Below are 23483 nucleotides of genomic sequence, written 5' to 3' on the forward strand. Positions count from 1 at the left end.
TTTTAAATTTCTATCCTTGTATTGTTGAAATTTAATCTTTAGCTTTTTATCCAAAGCGATATAAAAAGCCGATCTTTAAATCGGCCTTGTGCACTAATGTATGATTCCACTCCACCATTGACGGACGTCGCGATTGTTAGTTAATGCACTTGTGTCGCCTGGTCTAAGTTTATAGCTACACTTGTAAACCACTGAGAATTTTTGACCTAAAGATCGATGTACCAGACTGTTATTTTGTACAGGGTATCCATCTGAGCATCCAACTAACTCTAATGCTTTATTTATGTTTTCATATGAAGACATTAATCTTTGTATGGGTCCATCACAAACATGCTTACCCGTATTGGATTGCCAACACACGGCTAAAGCATCTATCGATTGTGAGTTATTTGCTTGTGCAATATTGGATGTACCTAATATTGTAGCGGCTACGGCGAATGATAAACATATTTCCCTATTTAACATTTTTATCCCTTTAATTTAAAAAACTGCATGAAAGTATTTTTTAATAAAGTTGTAAAAAGTTAACAATCCTCAAATTGGGATAGATGATTAAGCATATATTTGTTTAAGTCAGTCAAAATAGAGCAATAAAAACTAGCGTCTTTTTATTGATATCAGAGTTTAATATTCATTTTAAAGTATCGTGTACGACTGATTTTCATGAGTAAGGGAAAATATAAAGATGAAAAAAAACCTTGGCATAAGCCAAGGTTTTTTTGTCCGAATTCGGAAAACAAATTAACGTTTAGAGAATTGTGGACGTTTACGAGCTTTACGTAAACCAAGTTTCTTACGTTCAACTTCACGAGCATCACGAGTAACGAAACCAGCTTGACGAAGAGCAGGTTTTAAAGTTTCGTCAGCAGCGATCAATGCACGAGTAATACCGTGACGGATTGCGCCAGCTTGACCACCGATACCACCACCAGCAACAGTGATGTAAAGGTCATATTTCTCAGTAGCATCTAAAAGCTCAAGTGGTTGACGTACAACCATACGAGCAGTTTCACGACCGAAGTATTGTTCTAAAGAACGGTTGTTAATAACGAGTTTACCAGTACCAGCAGATAGGAAAACACGTGCAGTTGCGGTCTTACGGCGACCTGTACCATAGTTAGTAGCCATGTGCTGTATCCCTTAGATGTCCAAAACTTGTGGCTGTTGAGCTGTGTGAGGATGCTCAGCACCAGCATACACTTTCATTTTCTTGATCATAGCATAACCAAGAGGACCTTTTGGCAACATGCCTTTTACAGCGCGTTGGAAGATTTCTTCTGGCTTGTGAGCAACTAATTTTTCAAAGTTAGTTTCACGGATACCACCAGGGAAACCAGTGTGGCGATAGTATTTCTTATCAAGTGACTTGTTACCAGTTACTTGAACTTGCTCAGCATTGATAATTACGATGTAATCACCAGTGTCAACGTGAGGAGTATAAGAAGTTTTGTGCTTACCGCGTAAACGACGTGCGATTTCAGTCGCAAGACGACCTAAAGTTTTGCCAGAAGCATCAACAACGTACCAGTCGTGTTGAACTTCAGCTGGCTTAGCGCTGAGAGTTTTCATTAACCACTACCTATTATAGTTGGTTTGGACGGTGGAATCTGTCCAAACAAAAAGGAGAGCGAATTCTAGCGGAAAAACACTAGAACCACAATCAAAATATTAAGATTTCGAGGGGCATATTCTATTTAATTTAGATTGAAAAGTATAGCGGTTTATTTAATCAATTTCTTTTAGAATGAGGAAATAATCATAATAATAGCTCGGAGTTTTGATGAGTTCACAAAATAATAATGATCGTTTCTCTCATTCTGTTCATCATTCAGATTTATCTTCACGCCATGATCAAATTAAAGTGAGTAAAGTGACGAAATTTTTGACCGGATTTTTATTTATTTTTCTCGGAATATATTTAGCGTTAGGCGTGGTGTTTGGCGCTATTTATGGAATCGATGTTTTGAGTGTCATTCTTATATATTCAATGTATGCACATTTTATGATTTTCCCTTGGTTTATTTATTCAATCGGTGGCTTTGGTTTCTTGTGCATTAAAGACTCAGCGTTTTATTCAGTGCGTTCAACGATTGGACGGATTCTTTTGTTAGGTTTGTTCCTCGTTATCGTGATTGTATGTGTATCCGAGATGGCTCATGCAATTGGTCTATTAGATGCAAGATTTCGTATGGATTGGCGCTAAAAGACTCAAAAGAACGATTAAAAAATCAGAGGGCTAAGATTTTACCATTTTGGGATTGTTGAACATCGCACATTCGATCTGTATTAAAATAATAAAAATCCTTGAATGATGATCGTTATGCTTCCTTTGTATGTCACCAGCGGTGAGCCTGCTGGAATTGGTCCTGATATCTGTTTAAGCCTTGCGCAACGTCTGGATGAGCGTCCACTCGTCGTGCTTGCTGATATACAAATGCTCAAGCAACGTGCAGAAATACTTCATCTTGAAGTTGAAGTGATTGAGTATCAAGGGCAACAAACATCGTCAAAAGTGGGTCAGCTTTATGTGGAACATATTCCTTTAAATGAAAGAGTAGTACTGGGTGAGTTAAATGCTCAAAATGCGAGTTATGTCTTAGAGCAACTCCGCCGTTCTGCAGATTATGCGATGTCAGGTAAAAGCGTTGGCGTGGCGACAGCACCTGTACAAAAGTCAGTGATTAATGAGGCAGGTATTCATTTCAGTGGTCACACTGAGTTTTACCAAGAGTTTGCTGGTGTGTTACGCGTGGTCATGATGCTGGCAACCAAAACCTTACGTGTTGCACTTGCAACCACGCACTTACCCCTTCGTGCGGTTGCGGATGCGATTACAGCTGAGCGCTTGCATCAGGTCATCGACATTCTGATTCATGATTTAAAATCAAAATTTAAAATCGAATCTCCCAAAATTTTGGTGTGCGGTTTAAATCCTCATGCAGGTGAAGATGGTTATTTAGGAGTGGAGGAGATCGAAGTGATTAATCCTGTACTTGAACGCTATCGTGCGCAAGGGATAGACATGAGTTTATGTCTGCCTGCAGATACCTTATTTACACCAGAAAATTTAAAAGATGCCGATGCAGTTTTAGCCATGTATCACGATCAGGGATTACCTGTGTTAAAATCGCAAGGATTTGGTGAAGCCATTAATATTACTTTGGGCTTGCCGTTTATTCGCACCTCTGTCGATCATGGCACAGCACTCTCCCTCGCAGGTACTGGACTTGCGAAAAGCTCGAGCTTACATGTGGCTGTGGACTTAGCGCTCGATTTAGCGCGTCAGTGATCTTGTCTTAATTACACGTTGGAAATCTTTATGTATCAGATTAATGCCTTAAACCCGAAAGATGAAGGGCATCACACGCGTAAGCGTTTTGGTCAAAACTTCTTACATGACCAACGTGTCATTGCCAAAATTGTGCGTTCGGTGAACCCGCGTACTGGTGACAATATTGTTGAAATTGGTCCAGGTCTTGCTGCTTTAACATCGCCTTTAATTGGTGAATGTGATGCTTTGACTGTCATTGAATTAGACCGTGATTTAGCAGCTGGATTACCCGGTCGTGTACCGCATCCTGAACGTTTAACTATTGTGGAAACTGATGCCTTACGCTACGATTTCACTGAATTGTTTGATGGTCGTCCGTTGCGTGTTGTCGGTAACTTACCTTATAACATTTCTACGCCTTTGTTATTTCATCTCTTAGAGTTTGGTGACAAGGTCAAAGACATGCACTTCATGTTGCAAAAAGAAGTGGTCGATCGTATTACGGCATCACCAAATACCAAAGAATATGGTCGTTTATCAGTCATGATTCAGTACTACTGTAAACCGACATTCTTGTTTGAAGTGCCACCTGGTTCGTTCAACCCACCACCCAAAGTAACTTCTGCGGTATTTCGCTTAGAGCCGTATGATGTAAAACCAATAGTGGCGAAGAATGAAAAAGCCTTGGCACGTTTAGTCTCCCATGTATTTACACAACGCCGTAAGACACTTCGCAACAGTTTAAAAGGCATGTTGCAAGAGGAAGGATTTGAAAAAGCTGGTGTTGATCCAATGGCGCGTCCAGAAACATTAACACTTGCTCAATTTGTTGCACTTGCAGATCAAATGGTAGATGCATAAATGGCTGGTGAAAACATTCGATATAATTACGTGATTGGTGATGTTCAGGGCTGTTTTGAAGCTTTGAAAATGTTACTCAAGGAAATCAAATTTGATCCTGATCAGGATTTTTTATGGTTTGCGGGTGATTTAGTCGCACGTGGTGAAAACTCGATTGGCGCTTTACGTTTTATCAAGAAACTGGTCGATCGAGGCGTTGCTGCGACAGTCTTGGGTAATCATGATTTGACCTTGTTAGCGTGTGCAAGGGGCATTAAAGAGATTAAAGAGAAAGACAATACTCGTGATGTGATTGATGCGATTGACAGTGATGATTTAATCGACTGGTTACGCAAACAACCCTTATGTTTATGTCCAAATGAAAATATTGTCATTACACATGCGGGTATTCCACATATTTGGACAGTAGAGCAAGTGAAACAGTTTGCTCAAGAAGTTGAAACGGTTATTGCGCATGATGATTTTGATGTTCTGGATGCATTTTTGAAAGAAATGTATGGTAAAGAACCTACATTATGGTCAGATGATTTAACAGGACATGAGCGCTTACGATGTATCGTGAATTATCTAACCCGTATGCGTTTGACTGATCCAGAGGGTCAACTTGAATTTAGTTTTAAAGACGCTTTAGATGAGCCGATGCCAGCTGGCTATCAGCCATGGTTTGAATATGAGTCAAAAGCTGCTCAAACTCATCAAGTCATTTTTGGACATTGGGCTGCCTTACAGGGCAGAACAATATCTGCGCATATTCAGAATGTTGACGGTGGTTGTGTCTGGGGCAATCAATTAATGGCGTATCGTCTTGAAGATCAGCAAATGTTTGCTGTTGATAATCCTATGTTTGCATAGAATCTACTTTTGGTCGTTTTCGTCTAATAAAAAAGCCACTCATCAGTGGCTTTTTTATTTTCAGTTGTGGGTATATCAAGAGGTCGCTTTTAAAAAGTAAATAAAAGTAGGGAGCCAAACGGCTGTAAACGTTGCATTTACCGCCATACCAAATGCAGCATAACGACCAGCTACACTGCCTCGTTGCCAAGCTTGAGCTGTCCCAATTGCATGGGCTGCTAAACCGAGTGCTAAGCCTGAGGCACGCTCATCATTAATATGACGTAGTATGAATGGTGAAAAAGCTGCGCCGATAACACCAGATAAAATGACGATTAAAATGGCTAAGCTAATTGGTGCATGGAGTAAGGTCGCAATATTAATTGCGATTGGTGTCGTCACTGCACGTGTAGCGAAAGCCATAATGGTCGAATCCGCCATATGCAGTAAATAGGCTAAGCCCATAGGCAATGCGACTGCACTGACACTGGCAAACACTAATATTCCTAAAATGCCTTTTAGTGGTAAATCGTCATAACGCATTGCTGCAAGTGGGATCGCGAGAGCCACTGTGACGTATCCTAATAAATGATCAAAAATCGGATTGACATCTTTCATATAGTGATCATAAGGAATACCAACAATCAGTAAGATGACGATCACAAAGAACATCCCGAATACAATGACAGGAATCTGTGGTACGACACGGTTACAAGGTTTTGAAATTAAATAGGCGAATAACGTAATAGCAAAGCCGATTAAAATTGCGAGCATATTTCTCTCCTATAACCAGCGTTTTGCCATTTTGGCGTAAACCCAAAGTGGAATAAGTGTACTTAACGTGAGTACGAGTAAAAAAAGAGGAATTTCTTTACCCATATGAACCAACATAACCAATGCCCCAGCACTAATCGGTAAAAATGCGAAAGCACTTTCTTTCATGATTTTATTATTTACATCGACAACTCTGGTTGGAAGAGTGCCAAATCTACGCCAAGCAAACAGTACAAGTAGTAGAGAAAGCAACCCGACAAGATTGCCCAGTTCAGGATGATTCAATTGAGTCATGAGCCAAACTGAACCTTCTCGGAAGCCAATAATAAGCACTATGGTGCCAATCCATGCTGGCCAATCTATCGTTTTCATCCACTGCATCATGATTATACTTTTAACATTATTTATCACGTTTTAACTGATTTATGATTTGATTTCAAACTCTTCTAAAGGTCTTTTAAATTGTTGCGCCTTATCACCAAGAATTTGATCAATTGGTAAATGTGCTTGTTTTATAAGTTGCTCTAATTTATGTGGCGCAATTTGAATATTTAAAATCAAATGACCTAGATCATCATAATGTTCAGACTGAATCACATTTAATTCATACAGTTGATTGCGTAATTTGCCATATTCAGGTCTGAGTGTGAGTTCAAATTGTTGTATTTGCCCCATTAAACACTCTTGAACGGCTTGTCGCAGTAAATCTAAACCTTGACTTGAGTGTGCTGAAACATAGACTCGATCAGGCAAATTGGGAGAAGCATAAATGATTTTAGGTTCTTCTCCCGTTTGATCAATTTTGTTGTATACGCGTAGTATTGGCACTTGAGCCCCAATTTCTTTTAGGACTTTTTCAACAGCATCAATTTGCTCAAGCTTTTCTGGACTATTTGAATCGATAACATGTAAAAGCAAAGTCGCCTCAAGTGTTTCTTCAAGGGTTGCTTTGAATGACTCTACTAAGGAGTGTGCAAGATTGCGAACGAATCCCACTGTGTCAGCCAAGACCAATGTTCCAATGCCATCCCAATTTAATCTTCTTAAAGTTGGGTCAAGAGTTGCGAACAATTGATCTGCTGCATACACATCACTTTCAGCAAGAATATTAAATAGGGTGGATTTTCCTGCGTTGGTATAACCGACTAGAGACACTGTTGGAATAGACGCTTTTTGACGCGCTGCACGACCTTGAATTCGTGTTTGGCGGACTTTTTCAAGTTTGTCTTTGAGCTGGGTTATGCGGAGACGAAGTAAACGACGATCTGTTTCTAATTGTGTTTCACCTGGACCACGTAAACCAATACCCCCTTTTTGGCCATCTAAGCCCATGCGACCACCCACTAAACGTGAAGCGAGATGGTCTAACTGAGCCAATTCAACTTGTAGTTTACCTTCATGAGTGCGTGCGCGTTGTGCAAAAATATCTAAGATAAGGCGAGTACGATCGATGACACGACATTGAATAACACGCTCGAGATTACGTTCTTGAGATGGTGTGAGGGAATGATCGAAAATGACAATATCAGCTTCTACCGCTGCAACAAATTCGGCGATTTCTTCAGCTTTACCCGAACCAATAAAAAATTTAGGGTCAGGTTTAATACGTTGAGCTTGTATATGTTCAAGAATCTCTGCACCAGCAGATTTGGCCAATAAACGAAATTCTTCTTGATCAAGATCTTCTAATATTTGGACATTAACACTCACCAAGACCGCACGTTCATTTGCTTGATTTTGTCCAGTAACTTCCACTCAGCTAATACTCCACATCAAAACTCTAGTGTAGAGGAAATTGAACAATTGAGGGAAATAGATTTAAATTAACCTAAAGCAGTTTTGAACATAAGTATAAACCCCAGCATAAATAAAAAGACGCCACCGACAATTGATGCCAATGAGAAGAGTGCCGACCAGATGGGAATGACTTGATTTGATGGTGATTGAGTTGTAGTTTGCATAATTTTTAAATCTATAAACTCGATTTAAAAATTATATTTTATTGGGTATTTGAATTGAAATTGAATTTTCAAATCTATGTATACGGTTTTTATAATCAATGCATCTCTGGTGAGCTCAGTATAGAATGGAGCTATAGTGGATAACGCCTGTTATTATTTAGTGAAATAATTTATGACAACATTAAAGCCTAAAAAACTCAATTTATTTTCAAAAACAGCGCTATATAGCCAAAAAATCATCTCAGGTACTGCTGCTGTCACTGAAGGGTTTTATTTAATTTTTAGGCATCAAATGTATAAAAATCCGAATAATCCAAACAATACTCGCTATGTACAACATTTTTGCCGTCGCTTATGCAAAGTTTTTAATATCGATTTACAAGTACATGGCAACATTCCTCGTGAACCCGCATTATGGGTGAGCAATCATATCTCTTGGTTAGATATTCCTGTATTAGGTTCGAGTGCGCGTGTATTTTTCTTAGCAAAAGCAGAAATTGAAAATTGGCCGATTTTTGGGAAACTTGCCAAGGGTGGTGGAACACTGTTCATTAACCGAGGTTCAGGAGATTCGGTCCGTATTAAAGAGCAAATCACAGAATTTTTGAAGCAAAATATTCCTGTCTTATTTTTTCCAGAAGCAACCACGACTGATGGAACTAAAGTCAAAAAAGTGCATGGAAGACTTTTAGCTGCAGCTATCGAGGCTCAAAAACCAGTGCAAGTTTGTTTAATCTGTTATGTCAATCAAGAGGGGGAGTTAGATCAGGTTGCTCCCTTTATCGGAAATATTGGATTTACAGTGCATCTCAAAGCAGTATTGGAAATGCCTCAAGTCGTTGCACATTTAACAGCTTTGCCCACGATTGATGTTACTGGACATACAGTTGAAAGCTTAACGAGAGAAGTGCAACTCAGAATGCAGGAAGGATTGGAAGTATTACATCAAAAAGTACTCAAAGCTTAATCAGTAGAAGCAAAGCAGGGATCATGATGATCCCTGCTTTTTACATGAATCCTTCTATTGGCAACCACGAGATAACTTTCAAGCTTGCTTTTTGCCACCATTTCATTTTTGGTTCTTTGGTATAGATTTTAATACCTTCAGGTGTCGCTTGTTTCCAATTAATATTATTTTGTGAATCTAGAACTAATTTATAGGCATATTTTTTTAGGTTCTGATCCATGGTTTTATGCACAGCTTGCGCTAGGGGCTGGCTGTTTAAAATGACGCCAATTTCAGTATTTAAATTGGCTGAACGTGGATCAAAATTAAATGATCCGATAAATACTTGCTTATCATCCAAAGCCATCATTTTTGCATGCAGGCTTGAGCGACTCAGCCCTTTAAGGCTCACTTTGGACTGCTTAGAAATTTCAATATTATTTTTATTTTGGAATTCTTCTGGCAAAGCAGGGAGGAACTCATATAACTCTACGCCGTTTTGCAGTAAATCCTGACGATATTTCGCATAAAATGCATGTACAAGCGCAACATCATTGGCTTTAAAAGAGTTGGTCAGTACGCGAACTTTAACGCCATCTTGTGCGATCGCACTTAAGCGTTGCTCACCCTTGCGTTCAGGAACGAAGTAAGCGGAAATGATATCGACACTTTTTTCTGGTTTCTCTAAGCGTTCAACCAGTTGAAAGTTGAGATGTTCTTCTTTCTTAGCTTTCGCTTTGATTTTTTCAGGAGAATCTTTGATGACTTCTGCTTTCACCCAATCCAGCTTAATTTCTTGATTGAGCCAACGATCAAAATCATGAGATTCACGAGTAATTTCAACATAACTACGTACAGCACCATCATCAAAGTGCTCTTGCAGTTGCTGTTTTAAACCATCATAGCGCAATGTATATTGTTGATGATTGACAATATTTTTAACTGGATAGGCATATTCATGATTCCAGTACTCATCAAATGAGTGTGTAATATCACTTACTGCATGACCGACAAGCATGACATCAACATCTGAAAATTGATATCGGTCACTGACATTGTAATATTGATTACTCATATTTCGGCCGCCAATCAGGGTAATTTGATTGTCAGCTGTAAACGTTTTGTTGTGCATCCGTCGATTGATACGTTTCAGATCCAAAATCATATCAACGGGTCTAAGGCGTCGGAATTTATAAGGATTGAATAACTTTACGTCAATGTTTTGATGTTGATCCAGCGCGAGATAAATACTTTCCATCGTCTTAGCGTTATTGTCATCCATTAACAATCTGACTTTTACACCACGATCAGCAGCTTGAATGATTTTATAAAGAGCCAATGCACCTACACGGTCGTTATCCCAAATGTAATATTGAAGGTCGAGTGTTTTTTCGGCTTTCTCAATTAATTGAAAACGTGCAGCTATCGCTTCGATTGGATCATATAAAACATGAAAACCTGTTAATTCAGGATTCTTAATTTTCAAAGGTTCGACAATTTGCGCCAATGAAGTGTCATGAGTGTCGATGTCATACGCATATTGAGGTGCAACAGCTTGTTGAGTGGGTAAAGTTGAGCATGCGGGTAAAGCAAGAATCAAACATGAACTCATGATGAAGCGCATTTTAAAAGATGTTTTCTTTTGGCGATTCAATTGTTGAGATTGATTCTTTTCCATGTGATTTGCTTGCATAATCTATTCTTTGAACTCAATGTGCTAAAGTATAAAGAGCACCATTTAAAAGATAAATGAACCACTCAGATTATTCGTCTGATTTAATGAAAGAGATTGAATATGTGGACAACAAATAACATCCTTGCTGCGTTCTATATTATTTTCTCGCTCTTCGCTATTTGGGGAGTCACGCAAGCATGGATGAGCCAATCTCGAACTGAAACCATACATCCATTTAAAGCCTTTGTTCATCTCTTGGCATTTTATCTTTCTTATTTACTTGTTCCGTTGTGGTTTTTTAGTATTTTTGCTACTTGGCAAGGTATATTTTCATTGCATGAAGGTGTGTTTATTTTCTTGTTGAGCAGTGTATTGATTTATGCACGTTTCATTGAGCCACATCGTGTAGTAGTGAATAACCTGAGTTACAAGTTAAGTTCGGCGCAACCCTTTAAACATCCGATTAAAGTGGCATTAATTGCAGACTTACATATTGGATTGTTTTCTGGGCATGAAAGACAACTGAAAATTATCGTGAATAAGATTAATCAAGCTCAACCAGATTTAGTGGTTGTGGCAGGTGATTGGACCTATGAACCAGAAAATAAGCTGGCAGAAGAGCTCCGAGTATTAAGAGAAATTCAAGCGCCTGTCTATTCTGTGAATGGTAATCATGATGAGCAATATCCAGGTCCACCGATTCAGGCATTATTAAAAGATGCGCTAGCTTCAAATCAGGTGATGGATATTGAAGGTAAGATTGTTGAGTTTGATGAGTTTAGATTGATTGGTGTGGGGGATTTGTGGGCAGGTAAGGCTGACATGCGGGATATGCCTGATTTACCACAAGATAAGCCGTGGTTAATTCTGTCACATAATCCGGATACGGTGGATATGGTGCCAAAATTGCCAACTCATCCGTTGATGTTGTCAGGGCATACTCATGGGGGACAAGTGGAGCTTCCGTGGTTGACAGATTACATCATGAAAAAAGTGTCTATCTTGGGTCATAAACGTGGTTTATATAAGCATGAACATGCCAATGTTTATGTGTCCGTAGGTACTGGCATGGTAGGTGTCCCATTCAGATTCAGAGTACCACCGATGATTGATATCATTGAGCTCAGCTAATAAAAAAACCGGCTTAAGCCGGTTTTTTATTAGCTGAAAGCATCAAATTTGATTATTCACATCATCATGTTTCGTTTCGCGAATCATGAGGAAAGCAATCAGCGAAAGGATTGATGCAGCCGTCAAATAATAGCCTACTGCAGACAAACCATATTCAGTTGCCAATTTCGTTGCAATCAAAGGTGCGAAAGATGCACCAAAAATACCAGCAAGGTTAAATGTTAACGCCGAACCAGTATAACGCACCGATGTCGGGAAGATTTCTGAAAGTACTGTACCGATTGGACCATAGGTTAAGCCCATAATCGCAAGACCAATACATAAGAATAAGAACACAATCAGTGTGCTTCCTGACTCCAACATGTCCGCAAAGAAAATACCAAAAATAGCAGAAATTACACACACCGCGATCGAAGTGGTTTTACGACCGAACTTTTCCGCAAAAATTGCAGAAAGGGGAATAAATGCTGCAAAACAAAGCGTTGCAACCAACTGAAGTTGTAGGAACTCTTCACGAGAGTAACCTAATTGTTTTGTACCCCATTGCAAAGCAAATACAGTGGTTAAGTAAAAAACTACGAAAGTACAAATGGCTGCAATCGTTCCGAGTACAAGCATTTTTGAATGCTTTTTAAAAACTTGTACAAAAGGAACATTCACTTCTTTTTGTTTATCAAGCACGTTTTGGAATGCTGGCGTTTCATGCAACTTTAAGCGAATCCACAAGCCTACAATCACCAATAAGGCACTTGAAATAAATGGAATACGCCATCCCCATGACATGAATGCTTCTTCACTCATGAATGCCCCAAGCGTAAGGAAAGAACCTGTGGCAAGGATGAAGCCGATAGGTGCACCAAGTTGAGGGAACATACCGTACCAAGCACGTTTGCCTTCTGGCGCATTTTCAGTTGCGAGTAGAACTGCACCTGACCATTCGCCACCTAAACCTAAGCCCTGACCTAATCGGCACAAAGCTAAAAGTAAGGGTGCCACAATGCCAATTTGCGCATAGGTTGGAAGTAAACCAATCGCAACGGTAGAAAGTCCCATGGTTAGCAAGGCTGCCACTAAGGTTGCTTTACGACCGATTCGATCTCCCAAATGACCGAATAGTGCGGCGCCGATAGGACGTGCGATGAATGCGATTGCAAAAGTTGCTAATGATTGAATCGTTGCTGTCATAGGATCTGTGCTTGTTGGAAAGAACAAGTAGGGGAAAATTATGACCGCAGCTGTTGCGTAAATATAAAAATCGAAGAACTCGATGGTTGTACCAACGAGGCTTGCAGTTAATACCCGAGTTTTAGAGTTTGCGGGCTGAGCTTGTTGTGATGCTGTATTAGACGCCATGAGAGACCTTACACTTACTAAAAATAAAAAACTTAGATTTAATAGCGTAATCTTTTTAAAAAAGGCGTAATTTCTTAAAAAAATACGAAATACCAGCTTGCTCTACGGTGTTAGGGTTGCTAGACGATGTAGTTAAAGTGGTTATAGCACGTAAAGATAAATAGACAGGAAATGTGATCCTGCACCTATCAATACAAAAATATGCCAGATAGCGTGAGTGTATCTTACCTTTTTTAAGGCATAAAACAATGCGCCTATGGTGTAAGCAAGACCACCAACAATAAGGAAGGTTAAACTTTGATCAGATAAATATGTGCGCATATCATCGATCACAAGTAATGCTAACCATCCCATTGCGAGATAGGCAAAAAGCGATATTTTTTGAAAATGGTGAATAAATACCAATTTAAATAAAGTGCCAATCGCCGCAATTACCCAAAGTGCAATTAATAAATAGTGAGCTTTTTGCGTTGGTAAAGCTATAGATAGAAAAGGCGTGTATGTTCCTGCGATGAGATAATAAATAGCCGTGTGGTCCAATTTTTTAAACCAACCCCGACGCTCAGGTGTTTCCGCAAAATGATAAAGACTAGACGCCGTAAAGAGTAGAACTAAACTAAGTCCATAGACCCAAAGCCCGATCCATTGTGCCATAGGATAAGCAGCACCTTTTATAATCAATAAAATGGCACCGATGACGGCCAAGACAGCACCAATGGCATGACTGATGAAATTAATTTTTTCTTCTAATGGATCATACGAAGCAGGAGATGCTTTCATTGTTCACTTACACATTTAATTATACATCTGTATCGTAATTGAATTTTGCTTTTCGCGTAAGACGCATTAAAATTTAATAGCATTTCTTTTTTTGGCACTGTTTATGACCGTTTCGGCATCCTCCACACCGCAAGAGCAACAATTTCTTGAAGCATTTCATCAAGCATTAGCTTCTCAGCGTTTTGATCGTATGATTCTGAGTCAGTATCAGGGCGAGATAGAAGCTTTAGAGAAGATGACTTTACGCATGATTCGATTACAAGATGAATGGATGCTGAATGTTCTGTATCGCTTTAAAACTCAAGATGTGACCAAAAATTTTCCAATTGATGAAGCTGATTCGTTGGTGAGTAAATTGGTCAGTGAATGCAAACAAGCCAATCTTTTTACATTGGACAGCGAGTTACAGCTCAAGAAAAATAAGAAAAAAGCGATCTTAACTCAAAGTAAAAAGGCTTCAGTCTCCAAGATCATTGAAAAATCACACGACCGTCAAAAACACCGTTTTGTTGAGCAAGAAAGTTATTTTCTTCAACCGTTGGGTATTACGGATCAAAAAGAACAAATTATTCCAAGCATGGCGCGTAAGTGGAAACAGATTAATAAATTTGTTGAGATTTGCTCAGGCGCATTAAATCAAATTCAAGTTGATCAGCAGCTCAACGTTGTCGATTTTGGCTCAGGTAAAGGTTATCTCACCTTTGCACTGTATGACTACTTACAAAAAAATGATTATAATCCTTATGTTACAGGTGTGGAACTGAACGAGAAAATGGTTCAATTCTGTCAAGATGTTGCCCGTAAATCAGATTTTAAGCATTTAGATTTTTTCCAAGGAGATGTACGAACTTACTCGCCTGAAAAACTCGATGTCATGATTGCGTTGCATGCCTGTGATGTAGCAACTGATTTTGCGATTCATACCGGTATTCGATTGAATGCGCAAATGATTATGTGCGCGCCGTGCTGCCACAAAGAGTTGAGACCTCAAATGCAAAGTCCCTCTGTATTAAAACCAATGTTGCAGTTTGGTATTCATGAGGGGCAACAAGCTGAAATGCTGACAGATACAATTCGAGCGCTATTGTTAAAAGCCTATGGTTACGAGACTAAAGTTTTTGAATTTGTGGCTTTGGAACATACCAGCAAAAATAAAATGATTTTAGCCACCAAGCGCAAAGATTTGAACGCACCAGATCAGCAAGTGTTAGATCAAATAATTGCATTAAAAAATATGTATGGTATTCAAAAGCACTCATTAGAGTTGCTTCTAAAAGGAGAGTGGGAGCAACAAAATATTGGTGAAAAGTGCTAACACACCTTTGGGAATTAACACATGGGTAATGTCTTCGATGTTCAAGTAGGTTCATGGTCGCAATTAAAGTGCTACGCGATGCAGATACGAGAGCAAGTATTTATTCTGGAACAACAAATTTCACCTGAAGACGAATGGGATATGGAAGATGAGACATCGATTCATTTCGTTGTTTTCCATGAAGGTGAGGCAATCGCCACGGCTCGACTACTTCAAAACCATAGTATTGGAAGGGTAGCAGTCATAAAGGCTTATCGAGGAAAAGGTGTTGGGTTTGAGCTCATGAAATTTATAATTGAGTTTGCTCAAAGGGAAAAGCGACCAACCTTGAATCTTTCTGCTCAAGTTCATGCATTACCATTTTATCAACGTTTAGGGTTTGAGCCCCAAGGTAAGGAATACTTAGATTGTGGTATTCCTCATGTTTATATGACGATGCAGCTTGAATAAAAAAACGGAGCCAATGCTCCGTTTTTTCATCACAAAATCAATGACTATGTGAACTTGATTCACCATCATGTGTATGACTATGTTCGCCCATTGCTGCGTGTTCTTCTTCAGTCATATTGTGTCCAGTTGCACTAGCTTGAGCAGCTTTGTTGGCTTCGATTTTTGCTGCTGCTTCTTCAGACATCACAGGTGATGCTTTGAATGCATGATGTTCACTGGTTTCTGTTCGTTGTTTACTTGGCATATAGTCAGGTTCATTTTCAATGGCTACATAGAAAATCACCATAAATATAATACTTAAAATGATCGCGATAATTAGCGCTTTCCAACCCCAAGGAGATTTTTCTGGTGAAGAATGATCAGTCATAATGCTATACCAAGTTGGGTAAAATGAATCTGAGAATATGTTACTTTATAACACATATTTATCGACAAGACCGAAAAAAACCTCTCCGAAGAGAGGTTTTTAGTTTATATCAATCAAATCGACTGACCAGACTGAACTTTGTCCTTGAGGAGTTGAGGTGCTTTAAAACGCTCACCATACTTCGCTTCAAGCTGATTCGCGCGGTCAAGCGCTTGTGCGAGTCCATATTGATTGAGGAACTGTAAAGCGCCGCCAGTCCAAGGGGCGAATCCTATGCCAAAAATAGAACCGATATTTCCATCAATGACAGACTCTAAAACACCCTCTTCAAGACAACGTAAGGTATCTAAAGATTGCACAAACAAGAAGCGATCAATCATTTCTTGCTCAGAAATATCAGTCTCTTTCGTCCAATGGTTTAAACCATCCCAAAGGTATTTTTTACCACTTTCAGGATATTCATAAAAACCAGCACCAGCAGCTTTCCCTTTACGCCCAAACTCATGGATCATTTGCTTTAAAACATCTTCAGCAGGGGAGTGTGGTAAATCTTTGCCTTCAGCCTGAAGCGCTTTACGCGTTTCGTTGGTCACATGCTCAGACAAGGTTAATGCGACTTCATCTTGGATTGCTAATGGACCGACTGGCATACCTGCTTTTAAAGCAGCCATTTCAATTTTGGCTGGATGTACTCCCTCAGCTAGTAAACGCAAACCTTCGTTGACAAAAGTACCAAATACGCGGCTGGTGAAGAAACCACGACTATCATTCACAACGATAGGTGTTTTTCCAATTTGTTGAACATAATCATAGGCTTTAGCTAGTGTCTCAGCTGAAGTCTCTTTACCTTTAATAATTTCAACCAACTGCATTTTATCAACAGGACTAAAGAAATGCAGTCCAATAAAGTTTTTCGCATCTTTACTTGCTGTTGCAAGACCTGTGATCGGTAAGGTGGATGTATTAGAAGCCATCACACCGCCGTCAACTAAATATTGCTCAGCTTCTTGAGTTACTTTGGCTTTGAGTTCTTGATTTTCGAATACAGCTTCAATGATTAAATCACAGCCTTGTAGATCAGATGCATTCGCTGTAGGGGTAATGAGAGATAAAATTTGTTCGCGTTTTTCAGCAGTCATTCGACCTTGTGAAACACGTTTATCTAACAGTTTTTGACTATACGCCTTACCTTTTTCTGCATTTTCAATCGATACATCTTTAAGGACGACTTGAATCCCCTTAATCGCTGTCGAGTAGGCAATGCCAGCCCCCATCATTCCAGCGCCTAAAACACCTACTTTGGTCGCTTGCCATTTTACAGGCTCTTTAGGGCGGCTTTCACCTGATTTGATTGCATTCAGTCCATGCCAGAAAGTACCAATCATGTTTTTCGCAACTTGACCAGTTGCCAAATACGTAAAATAGCGAGATTCAATGGTTAATGCAGTATCAACATCTACCTGAGCACCTTCAACGGCAGCAGCCATAATGGCTTCAGGGGCTGGATAGCAACCTTTTGTTTTATCACGCAGCATCGCTGGTGCAATCGCAAGGACTTGAGCCACTTGAGGTGATGATGGCGTACCACCTGGAATTTTGTATCCTTTAACATCAAATGGTTGTTGAGATTTTGGATTTGCTTTAACCCAAGCAATTGCTTTATCCATGAGCTCTTGTTCAGAATCAGCCGTATCTTGAATTAAGCCTAGAGATTTTGCTTTTTCTACACCAAATTGTTTGCCTTCCATCAGGAAAGGAAAAGCATTCTGTAAGCCGAGCAGTCGCACCATACGCACGATACCACCGCCACCTGGTAACAATCCTAAGGTAACTTCAGGTAGACCAAATTTCGCTTTAGGATCATTTAATGCAATACGAGCATGACAGCCTAATGCGATTTCCCAACCGCCACCGAGAGCTGTTCCATTTAATGCAGCGACAACAGGTACACCCAAGGTTTCAATATAGCGGAATTCTGCTTTCATTTTTTGGATCATGCCAAAGAATTCAGTGGCATGTTCTGGTTGAGCTTGAATCAACTCATCCAAATCACCGCCTGCAAAAAAGGTCTTCTTTGCAGATTTAAAAATGATACCTGTAATGCCAGATTCGGCTTTCAGTTTTGTTACCGTCTCTTCCAAAGCAACTCGGAAATCTGCATTCATGGTATTGGCAGACTGATTAGGTGAGTCTAAGGTGAGAATAACAATGCCATCAGCATTTTTTTCAAATTGAATTGCACTCATTATTATTCTCCTTATACCAATTCAATGATCGTTGCGATACCCATACCACCACCTACACACAGTGTAGCCAAGCCACGTTTTTTACCTTGACGTTCAAGTTCATCGAGCAACGTACCTAAAATCATGGCACCTGTCGCACCGAGTGGATGACCCATTGCAATTGCACCACCATTTACATTGACTTTTGCAGGATCGACATTGAGTTCATTAATAAAGCGCATTACTACAGCCGCAAACGCCTCGTTCACTTCAAATAAATCGATATCATCAATGGTTAAGCCAGCTTTTTCCAAAGCTTTGCGTGCCGCAGGTGCTGGACCAGTTAACATGATTGTTGGATCAGTTCCGACAAGCGCAGTTGCTAATACTTTGGCACGTGGTTTTAAGCCTTGTTCTTGAACCGCTTTTTCAGATGCAAGTAGAACAACAGCAGCGCCGTCTACAATGCCTGAAGAGTTTCCTGCATGGTGAACGTGATTAATCTTCTGAGCTTCTGGATATTTTTGTAATGCGACTGCATCAAATCCCATACCACCCATCATTTCAAAGCTTGGATTTAATTTGGCTAAGCCTTCAACGGTAGTCGTTGGTTTGATGAACTCGTCTTTATCTAAAACGACAACGCCAGCTTTATCTTTTACTGGTACAACTGATTTATTGAAGTAACCATTCGCTTGAGCCGCTGCTGCTTTCTTTTGTGAATCTGCAGCAAAAGCATCTACATCAGCACGAGAGTATCCATCTAAAGTTGCGATTAAATCAGCACCAATCCCTTGTGGAACAAAGGTAGATTTCAGGTTTGTTTCTGGATCGAGTGCCCATGGCCCGCCATCGGAGCCCATTGGAATACGCGACATTGACTCTACACCACCTGCAACGACAACATCTTCCCAGCCTGAACGAACTTTCTGTGCAGCAAGATTGACAGCTTCTAGTCCTGAAGCACAAAAACGGTTGATTTGAACGCCTGCTACATCATCATTCCAGCCTGCAGCAATTGCAGCAGTTTTAGCGATATCACCGCCTTGATCACCAATTGGAGTTACACAACCCAGCACGATGTCATCGACTTTAGAAGTATCGAGTTGATGGCGAGTTTGAAGTTCATTTAACAGCGTTGTGAGTAATGTGATTGGTTTTACTTCATGTAAAGAACCATCTTTTTTTCCTTTTCCGCGTGGTGTGCGAATGGCATCAATTATGTAAGCCTCGCTCATAATAGTTCCTTTTTTATAGGTTGAAATTGTTATGGTGTTTTGAGTGTAGATGATCTATGTGATTGTGCAATGACGAGAACGGATGAGTCGTTTGATATTTTTGGTCACTGAAAAATTAAGTGTTTTAAATTGTGAAATGAAAGTTTTTGACGAATAAAAAAAAATTGTATTGCGAATGCTTTGATTATAATTTTGCTATATCAAATCTTTGGCGCTTGATATGGCAAGCTTTACACCATAAGAACCTTCATCATCTTTATCAACATACCAACCACCGTTAATTACAGCGGGCACTTTTTTATTGATAATCTGCCCTTTCAGCTTTTCAGCTTCTCAGCTTCTCAGCTTCTCAGCTTCTCAGCTTCTCAGCTTCTCAGCTTCTAATTTACTTAAATAGCCAACTGTTAATCCGTTGATTTCAACTTTGATTGCATTTGGATGGTATTGGTTAAATGGTTCTGACAGAACATGAGCAGTACATTCATGAAATTTAGATACAGCTTTTTTTGACCAGCTATTTTAAGTAAATTTTTTTTGATATGCATTTTCTCCGACAATATTATAAGTGTACTGTATATCAGCTTGAGGTCGAGAGCTGTGCGATTTTACACTGTAAAAATAAATTGCTATTCCAATCAAAATTGAGATTAAGATTGCAGTAAGTGTCATCTTATTATTCCTTTAAATATTACGAATATTTTAATTTCAACTTGAATATTTTTGTTAAATAAGCACTTAAATCCATATGTAAAAAAAAGCCTGAACAATGTCAGACTTTTTTATGTTTGAATAAATTAATGATAACCATGTAATTGACGATACAGTCCTGGTGTTACCCCTGTCCACTTTTTAAATGCTCGGTGGAAGGTACTGGTTTCACTAAAGCCGACTTGTTGTGCCACATCTTCTAAAGTTAAAGATGGGTTTAACAGTAAGTGAATTGCAGCGTCTCGACGTAAGGCATCTTTTACACCTTGATAGCTCTTACCTTCAGCAGCTAAGCGACGGCGAAGCGTCTGTGGTGATAAATAAAGCATGGCTGCAACATCATTTAATGTTGGCATTTCTTCACCAATTTGGCTCTTCAATACTTCACGAATACGTGATGTGAGCGAATTGGTATTTTTGAATTTCACCAACAGTTTCGCTGGAGCACCTTTTAGAAACTCTTCCAAGGTGTTTTCATCTTGGCGAATTGGAAGATCTAAGTAGTCTGCAGCAAATGTGATTTCAGTACGAGCTGAATCAAATTGGATTACTGGCGCAAAAAATAACGCATCATATTCATCTGCATGTTGTGGGCGTGGATATGAAAAATGTACACGCTCTAACGGAATACGACGCTCAATGAGCCACGATGCCAAACCATGCCAGATCATGAGCATACTTTCAGTAATGAAATGGTCAGGATCCATTGTTTTTGGAATGAGTGGAACTAAGCGTGCTTCATGCTTATCGCGCTCTAAAGTCACAGACCACTCATCACCAAATAACTTGTAGAACTGTGATGATAACTCAAGCGCATCACCTAAAGTTTTGGCATGTATGATCAATTGACACATGATCGCAAAGGTCCCTAAGCGACGTGGCTGGATATCAAAACCAACGTGTTCATCTTGGGTGACCATCCACAGCATTTTAACAAAGCGTGTGTACTGCTCAGGAGAAATACGTGCTTTAGGTTGGCGGAGTAGTTCAGCTTCAATGCCGACATGTGAAAGTAAAGTGTCAACATCCATCCCTAGACGTTTTACCCCAGTCAGGGCTGCATTCACAAAATGGATACTTATCGTATCGCGACTCATGTTAAATCCTTCAGTCTCTTTGATGTTCACTGCTACTTGACCTAAATGACACAAAAAATAATTTAATTGGCAATTATCACTAGAGTAATTGCTCTTTTACATCATAAATTGCCGAAATGATCAAGGTAAATGGCTGAACATGACATTGTTAATCTTGTTTTATATTTCTATTATGGGTGAAAAATCAACATATTCTTGGTGAAAATAACAATGACAGCTGCATTAAAGGGATTGAAAGTTTTAGATTTTTCCACATTATTACCCGGACCCTTTGCGACCTTGTACTTAGCAGATCTAGGGGCAGAGGTGGTCCATATAGAGTCACCAAATCGACCAGACCTTGTCAGAATGTTGCCACCTTATGCAAATGGTCAAGCCACGGCGCACAGTTATTTGAATCGCAACAAGCAGTCGATTGCTCTAGATTTAAAAGATAGTCAGAGTATTGAACTCATTAAATCAAAAATTTCAGAATACGATATCGTCATTGAGCAGTTCCGTCCTGAAGTGATGCGACGTTTAGGACTCGACTATCAAACTTTATCTGAAATAAACCCACGTCTGATTTATTGTTCAATAACAGGATATGGGCAAACAGGTCCTTATAAAGATAAAGCGGGACATGACATTAATTATGTATCGCTCTCAGGGATTGCTGGGCATTCAGGTCGGCAGGAAAGTGGACCACCACCTATGGGGATTCAAATTGCTGATGTCGCAGGCGGTTCTTTACACGCAGTGATCGGCATTTTAACAGCCGTGATTGAAAGGCAACGGAGTGGTTTAGGTCAATATATTGATATCTCTATGACGGATTGTGCGGTGACCTTAAACAATATGGCTGCGGCAGCTGTACTTGCAGGTGGACAGAATCAACACCCTGAAAATGAACATCTGAATGGGGGAACATTTTATGACTATTATCAAACGCAAGACGGGCGCTATATCTCAATTGGGAGTCTAGAGCCCCAATTTATGACAGGTCTGGCAACTACATTAGAACTGCCTATATTATTGGAAAAAGGAACCTCATTTGATGTTGAAGATCGAAAAGCAGTCAAGGCTGCGATCGCTGATAAAATCAGGGAAAAAAGTTTTGATGTATGGCGTAAAACATTTTCTGAATTAGACGTATGTGTAGAACCTGTGTTAAATCTAGACGAAGCTCTGACGTCAGATTTGGCTCAACAACGTGCTTGGACAGTAGATGTACCTCTAAGGAAAGATGCAAATGAGGTAGAAAAACAGTTGGCTTGCCCAATTAAATTTTCAAGATCCAAGGCACAGTATCATTATATCGGCCAAACACTGGGTGAAGGGAACTGGTAGTCAAAGTATTGAATATATGAAAAAAAAGAACCGATCTGTATCGGTTCTTTAATCTATGTTTTCATACAGTAAATGAAATACTTTAGACTAAAGTCTATAATTGTCATGGAATGAAATTAGGCTGAGTCCCAATGGATTTAATTCAAGTAAATGGTCAACCGCGCTATGGGCGTTTTACAGAATTGCCAAGTGCAATTTCTGTCTCAAAATATATTTATAAAACGCCATATGGCAAAGTGCTCAAAGGATGGAGAAAAAAACTTAAATATAAGAAATTTAAGTTTTGTAGTATCCAACATGAGCATTACAGCATTGGGATGGCTATCGTCGATATCGCTTGGGCGGGACATGGTTTCATCTATATTTATGACCATAACACCGGACAAGTCGTCGAGTGGAATGCGATTAATGTATTGGCACACAGTACGGTTCTAGATGAACAGCCACTATTTAATCATAGCCATTTTCAACATGGAAAAATCCAACTCGATATCCAACATGCCAATGGTGTTCGTTATATCAAAGTGATCAAACATGGTGAAGAAAAACTGTCTGCACGAATCTTTTGTGCTGGAACAGATCCTTTGTCGATGTGCAGTCCTACTGGTATAAATGGTTGGACCTATACTCAGAAACTAACTACATTGGCCGTTGAAGGGTATTTCATTAATAAACAAAAAGAAAAAATTGAATTTAACTCACGAACTTTTGCTTCGCTTGATGATACTTGCGGTTTTTTAAGACCTGAAACGGCTTGGTTTTGGCTATCTTCTAATTTTTGGGATGCGCAAGGAAACCGTGTGGGTTTGAATCTTGCCTCTGGCGTGAATGAAAGCTTTGGCAATGAAAACTGTTTGTGGATTAATGGGCGCCTTTATGCGTTGACGGATGTTCTTTTTGAAATGCAAAATGATCAGATGTGGACCATACGATCTATGGATGACAAATTACAATTGACCATTGAAACAGGCTGGCGCCGTTATGAAAATCTTAATCTTAGAATGGTAGGCAGCCAGTTCAGTCAGTGGCAATCTAAAATTACGGGTTTTATTATTTCAGATGATGGTCAGCATATTGAGCTTAATCAAGAGTATGGACTATTAGAGCAACATTACGCTAAATGGTAATGGCGTCATAACAACAAAAAAGTCCGATTGATCGGACTTTTTTA

The 23483-nt window shown here is 39.5% G+C and carries 22 protein-coding genes; 10 read left to right on the top strand and 12 right to left on the bottom strand.

Translation table 11 applies throughout. The features are described from left to right. Positions 1-741 precede the first annotated feature (741 nt). Together rpsI and rplM are read right to left on the bottom strand one after the other, a co-directional pair. Positions 742-1128, bottom strand: a complete 387-nt coding sequence (gene rpsI / locus AC1M83_RS13485) for a 30S ribosomal protein S9 (RefSeq protein ID WP_035270019.1) — start codon at positions 1126-1128, stop codon at positions 742-744. Between the two features lie 12 nt (positions 1129-1140). Continuing rightward, the gene (gene rplM / locus AC1M83_RS13490) at positions 1141-1569 is read right to left on the bottom strand and encodes a 50S ribosomal protein L13 (RefSeq protein WP_035270016.1); all 429 of its coding nucleotides are present in this window, start codon (positions 1567-1569) and stop codon (positions 1141-1143) included. A 211-nt stretch (positions 1570-1780) separates the two neighbouring features. Here rplM and AC1M83_RS13495 point away from each other — a divergent pair, with 211 nt between their 5' ends. The 4 genes from AC1M83_RS13495 (at position 1781) to AC1M83_RS13510 (ending at position 4984) form a co-directional block, all read left to right on the top strand. Next, positions 1781-2203 (top strand): hypothetical protein, encoded by a 423-nt coding sequence (locus AC1M83_RS13495; protein ID WP_035270015.1) that lies wholly within the window; start codon positions 1781-1783, stop codon positions 2201-2203. Positions 2204-2320: 117 nt separating this feature from the next. After that, complete coding sequence (gene pdxA, locus AC1M83_RS13500; RefSeq protein WP_481590903.1) at positions 2321-3289, top strand: 4-hydroxythreonine-4-phosphate dehydrogenase PdxA; 969 nt, start codon at positions 2321-2323, stop codon at positions 3287-3289. A gap of 30 nt (positions 3290-3319) precedes the next feature. Beyond that, on the top strand, positions 3320-4132 hold the full coding sequence (gene rsmA / locus AC1M83_RS13505) for a 16S rRNA (adenine(1518)-N(6)/adenine(1519)-N(6))-dimethyltransferase RsmA (protein ID WP_035270009.1): 813 nt from the start codon (positions 3320-3322) through the stop codon (positions 4130-4132). Then, positions 4133-4984, top strand: a complete 852-nt coding sequence (locus AC1M83_RS13510; protein ID WP_481590892.1) for a symmetrical bis(5'-nucleosyl)-tetraphosphatase — start codon at positions 4133-4135, stop codon at positions 4982-4984. It begins immediately after the preceding gene. Positions 4985-5059: 75 nt separating this feature from the next. Here AC1M83_RS13510 and AC1M83_RS13515 read toward each other — a convergent pair whose 3' ends face one another. The 3 genes from AC1M83_RS13515 to hflX are packed head-to-tail and all read right to left on the bottom strand — an operon-like array spanning position 5060 to position 7492. Next, positions 5060-5737, bottom strand: a complete 678-nt coding sequence (locus AC1M83_RS13515; RefSeq protein ID WP_481590893.1) for an LrgB family protein — start codon at positions 5735-5737, stop codon at positions 5060-5062. Positions 5738-5746: 9 nt separating this feature from the next. Then, positions 5747-6118, bottom strand: coding sequence for a hypothetical protein (locus AC1M83_RS13520; RefSeq protein WP_092768555.1), 372 nt, complete (start codon positions 6116-6118; stop codon positions 5747-5749). A 42-nt stretch (positions 6119-6160) separates the two neighbouring features. Continuing rightward, positions 6161-7492: a ribosome rescue GTPase HflX gene (gene hflX / locus AC1M83_RS13525; RefSeq protein WP_092768502.1), complete on the bottom strand. Its 1332-nt coding sequence runs from the start codon at positions 7490-7492 to the stop codon at positions 6161-6163. A 378-nt stretch (positions 7493-7870) separates the two neighbouring features. On the opposite strand from hflX, the gene AC1M83_RS13530 reads away from it, so the two are divergent. After that, positions 7871-8665: a lysophospholipid acyltransferase family protein gene (locus tag AC1M83_RS13530; RefSeq protein WP_481589550.1), complete on the top strand. Its 795-nt coding sequence runs from the start codon at positions 7871-7873 to the stop codon at positions 8663-8665. Positions 8666-8705: 40 nt separating this feature from the next. On the opposite strand, the gene AC1M83_RS13535 is transcribed toward AC1M83_RS13530, so the two are convergent. Beyond that, positions 8706-10268, bottom strand: coding sequence for a phospholipase D family protein (locus AC1M83_RS13535; protein WP_481589561.1), 1563 nt, complete (start codon positions 10266-10268; stop codon positions 8706-8708). Between the two features lie 171 nt (positions 10269-10439). Between AC1M83_RS13535 and AC1M83_RS13540 the strand changes: the two genes are divergently transcribed. Beyond that, positions 10440-11450: a metallophosphoesterase gene (locus AC1M83_RS13540; RefSeq protein ID WP_035270000.1), complete on the top strand. Its 1011-nt coding sequence runs from the start codon at positions 10440-10442 to the stop codon at positions 11448-11450. A gap of 42 nt (positions 11451-11492) precedes the next feature. On the opposite strand, the gene AC1M83_RS13545 is transcribed toward AC1M83_RS13540, so the two are convergent. Next, positions 11493-12803, bottom strand: coding sequence for an MFS transporter (locus AC1M83_RS13545; RefSeq protein WP_035267948.1), 1311 nt, complete (start codon positions 12801-12803; stop codon positions 11493-11495). Positions 12804-12944: 141 nt separating this feature from the next. Continuing rightward, on the bottom strand, positions 12945-13583 hold the full coding sequence (gene trhA / locus AC1M83_RS13550) for a PAQR family membrane homeostasis protein TrhA (RefSeq protein ID WP_092768508.1): 639 nt from the start codon (positions 13581-13583) through the stop codon (positions 12945-12947). A gap of 103 nt (positions 13584-13686) precedes the next feature. On the opposite strand from trhA, the gene AC1M83_RS13555 reads away from it, so the two are divergent. Together AC1M83_RS13555 and AC1M83_RS13560 are read left to right on the top strand one after the other, a co-directional pair. Further along, positions 13687-14898 carry a class I SAM-dependent methyltransferase gene (locus AC1M83_RS13555; RefSeq protein ID WP_092768511.1) on the top strand — a complete coding sequence of 404 codons (1212 nt, stop codon included), beginning with the start codon at positions 13687-13689 and terminating at the stop codon, positions 14896-14898. Positions 14899-14919: 21 nt separating this feature from the next. Beyond that, a complete protein-coding gene (locus AC1M83_RS13560) occupies positions 14920-15348 on the top strand; it encodes a GNAT family N-acetyltransferase (RefSeq protein ID WP_481590894.1) in 429 nt (142 codons plus the stop codon). Positions 15349-15385: 37 nt separating this feature from the next. Here AC1M83_RS13560 and AC1M83_RS13565 read toward each other — a convergent pair whose 3' ends face one another. From AC1M83_RS13565 to AC1M83_RS13580, 4 genes are all read right to left on the bottom strand, one after another. Further along, positions 15386-15715, bottom strand: coding sequence for a hypothetical protein (locus AC1M83_RS13565; protein WP_092768515.1), 330 nt, complete (start codon positions 15713-15715; stop codon positions 15386-15388). A 113-nt stretch (positions 15716-15828) separates the two neighbouring features. Beyond that, positions 15829-17961 (bottom strand): 3-hydroxyacyl-CoA dehydrogenase NAD-binding domain-containing protein, encoded by a 2133-nt coding sequence (locus tag AC1M83_RS13570; RefSeq protein ID WP_481590895.1) that lies wholly within the window; start codon positions 17959-17961, stop codon positions 15829-15831. An 11-nt stretch (positions 17962-17972) separates the two neighbouring features. Continuing rightward, complete coding sequence (locus AC1M83_RS13575) at positions 17973-19178, bottom strand: acetyl-CoA C-acetyltransferase (protein WP_035267939.1); 1206 nt, start codon at positions 19176-19178, stop codon at positions 17973-17975. Positions 19179-19972: 794 nt separating this feature from the next. After that, positions 19973-20983, bottom strand: a complete 1011-nt coding sequence (locus AC1M83_RS13580; protein ID WP_092768523.1) for an AraC family transcriptional regulator — start codon at positions 20981-20983, stop codon at positions 19973-19975. A gap of 210 nt (positions 20984-21193) precedes the next feature. Here AC1M83_RS13580 and AC1M83_RS13585 point away from each other — a divergent pair, with 210 nt between their 5' ends. Together AC1M83_RS13585 and AC1M83_RS13590 are read left to right on the top strand one after the other, a co-directional pair. Next, entirely contained in the window at positions 21194-22312 is a 1119-nt protein-coding gene (locus AC1M83_RS13585) for a CaiB/BaiF CoA transferase family protein (RefSeq protein WP_180028605.1), read from the top strand. A gap of 131 nt (positions 22313-22443) precedes the next feature. Then, a complete protein-coding gene (locus AC1M83_RS13590) occupies positions 22444-23439 on the top strand; it encodes a DUF2804 domain-containing protein (RefSeq protein ID WP_180028606.1) in 996 nt (331 codons plus the stop codon). Positions 23440-23483: the final 44 nt, after the last annotated feature.

The sequence above is a fragment of the Acinetobacter sp. 25-47-130 genome, assembly GCF_056779705.1.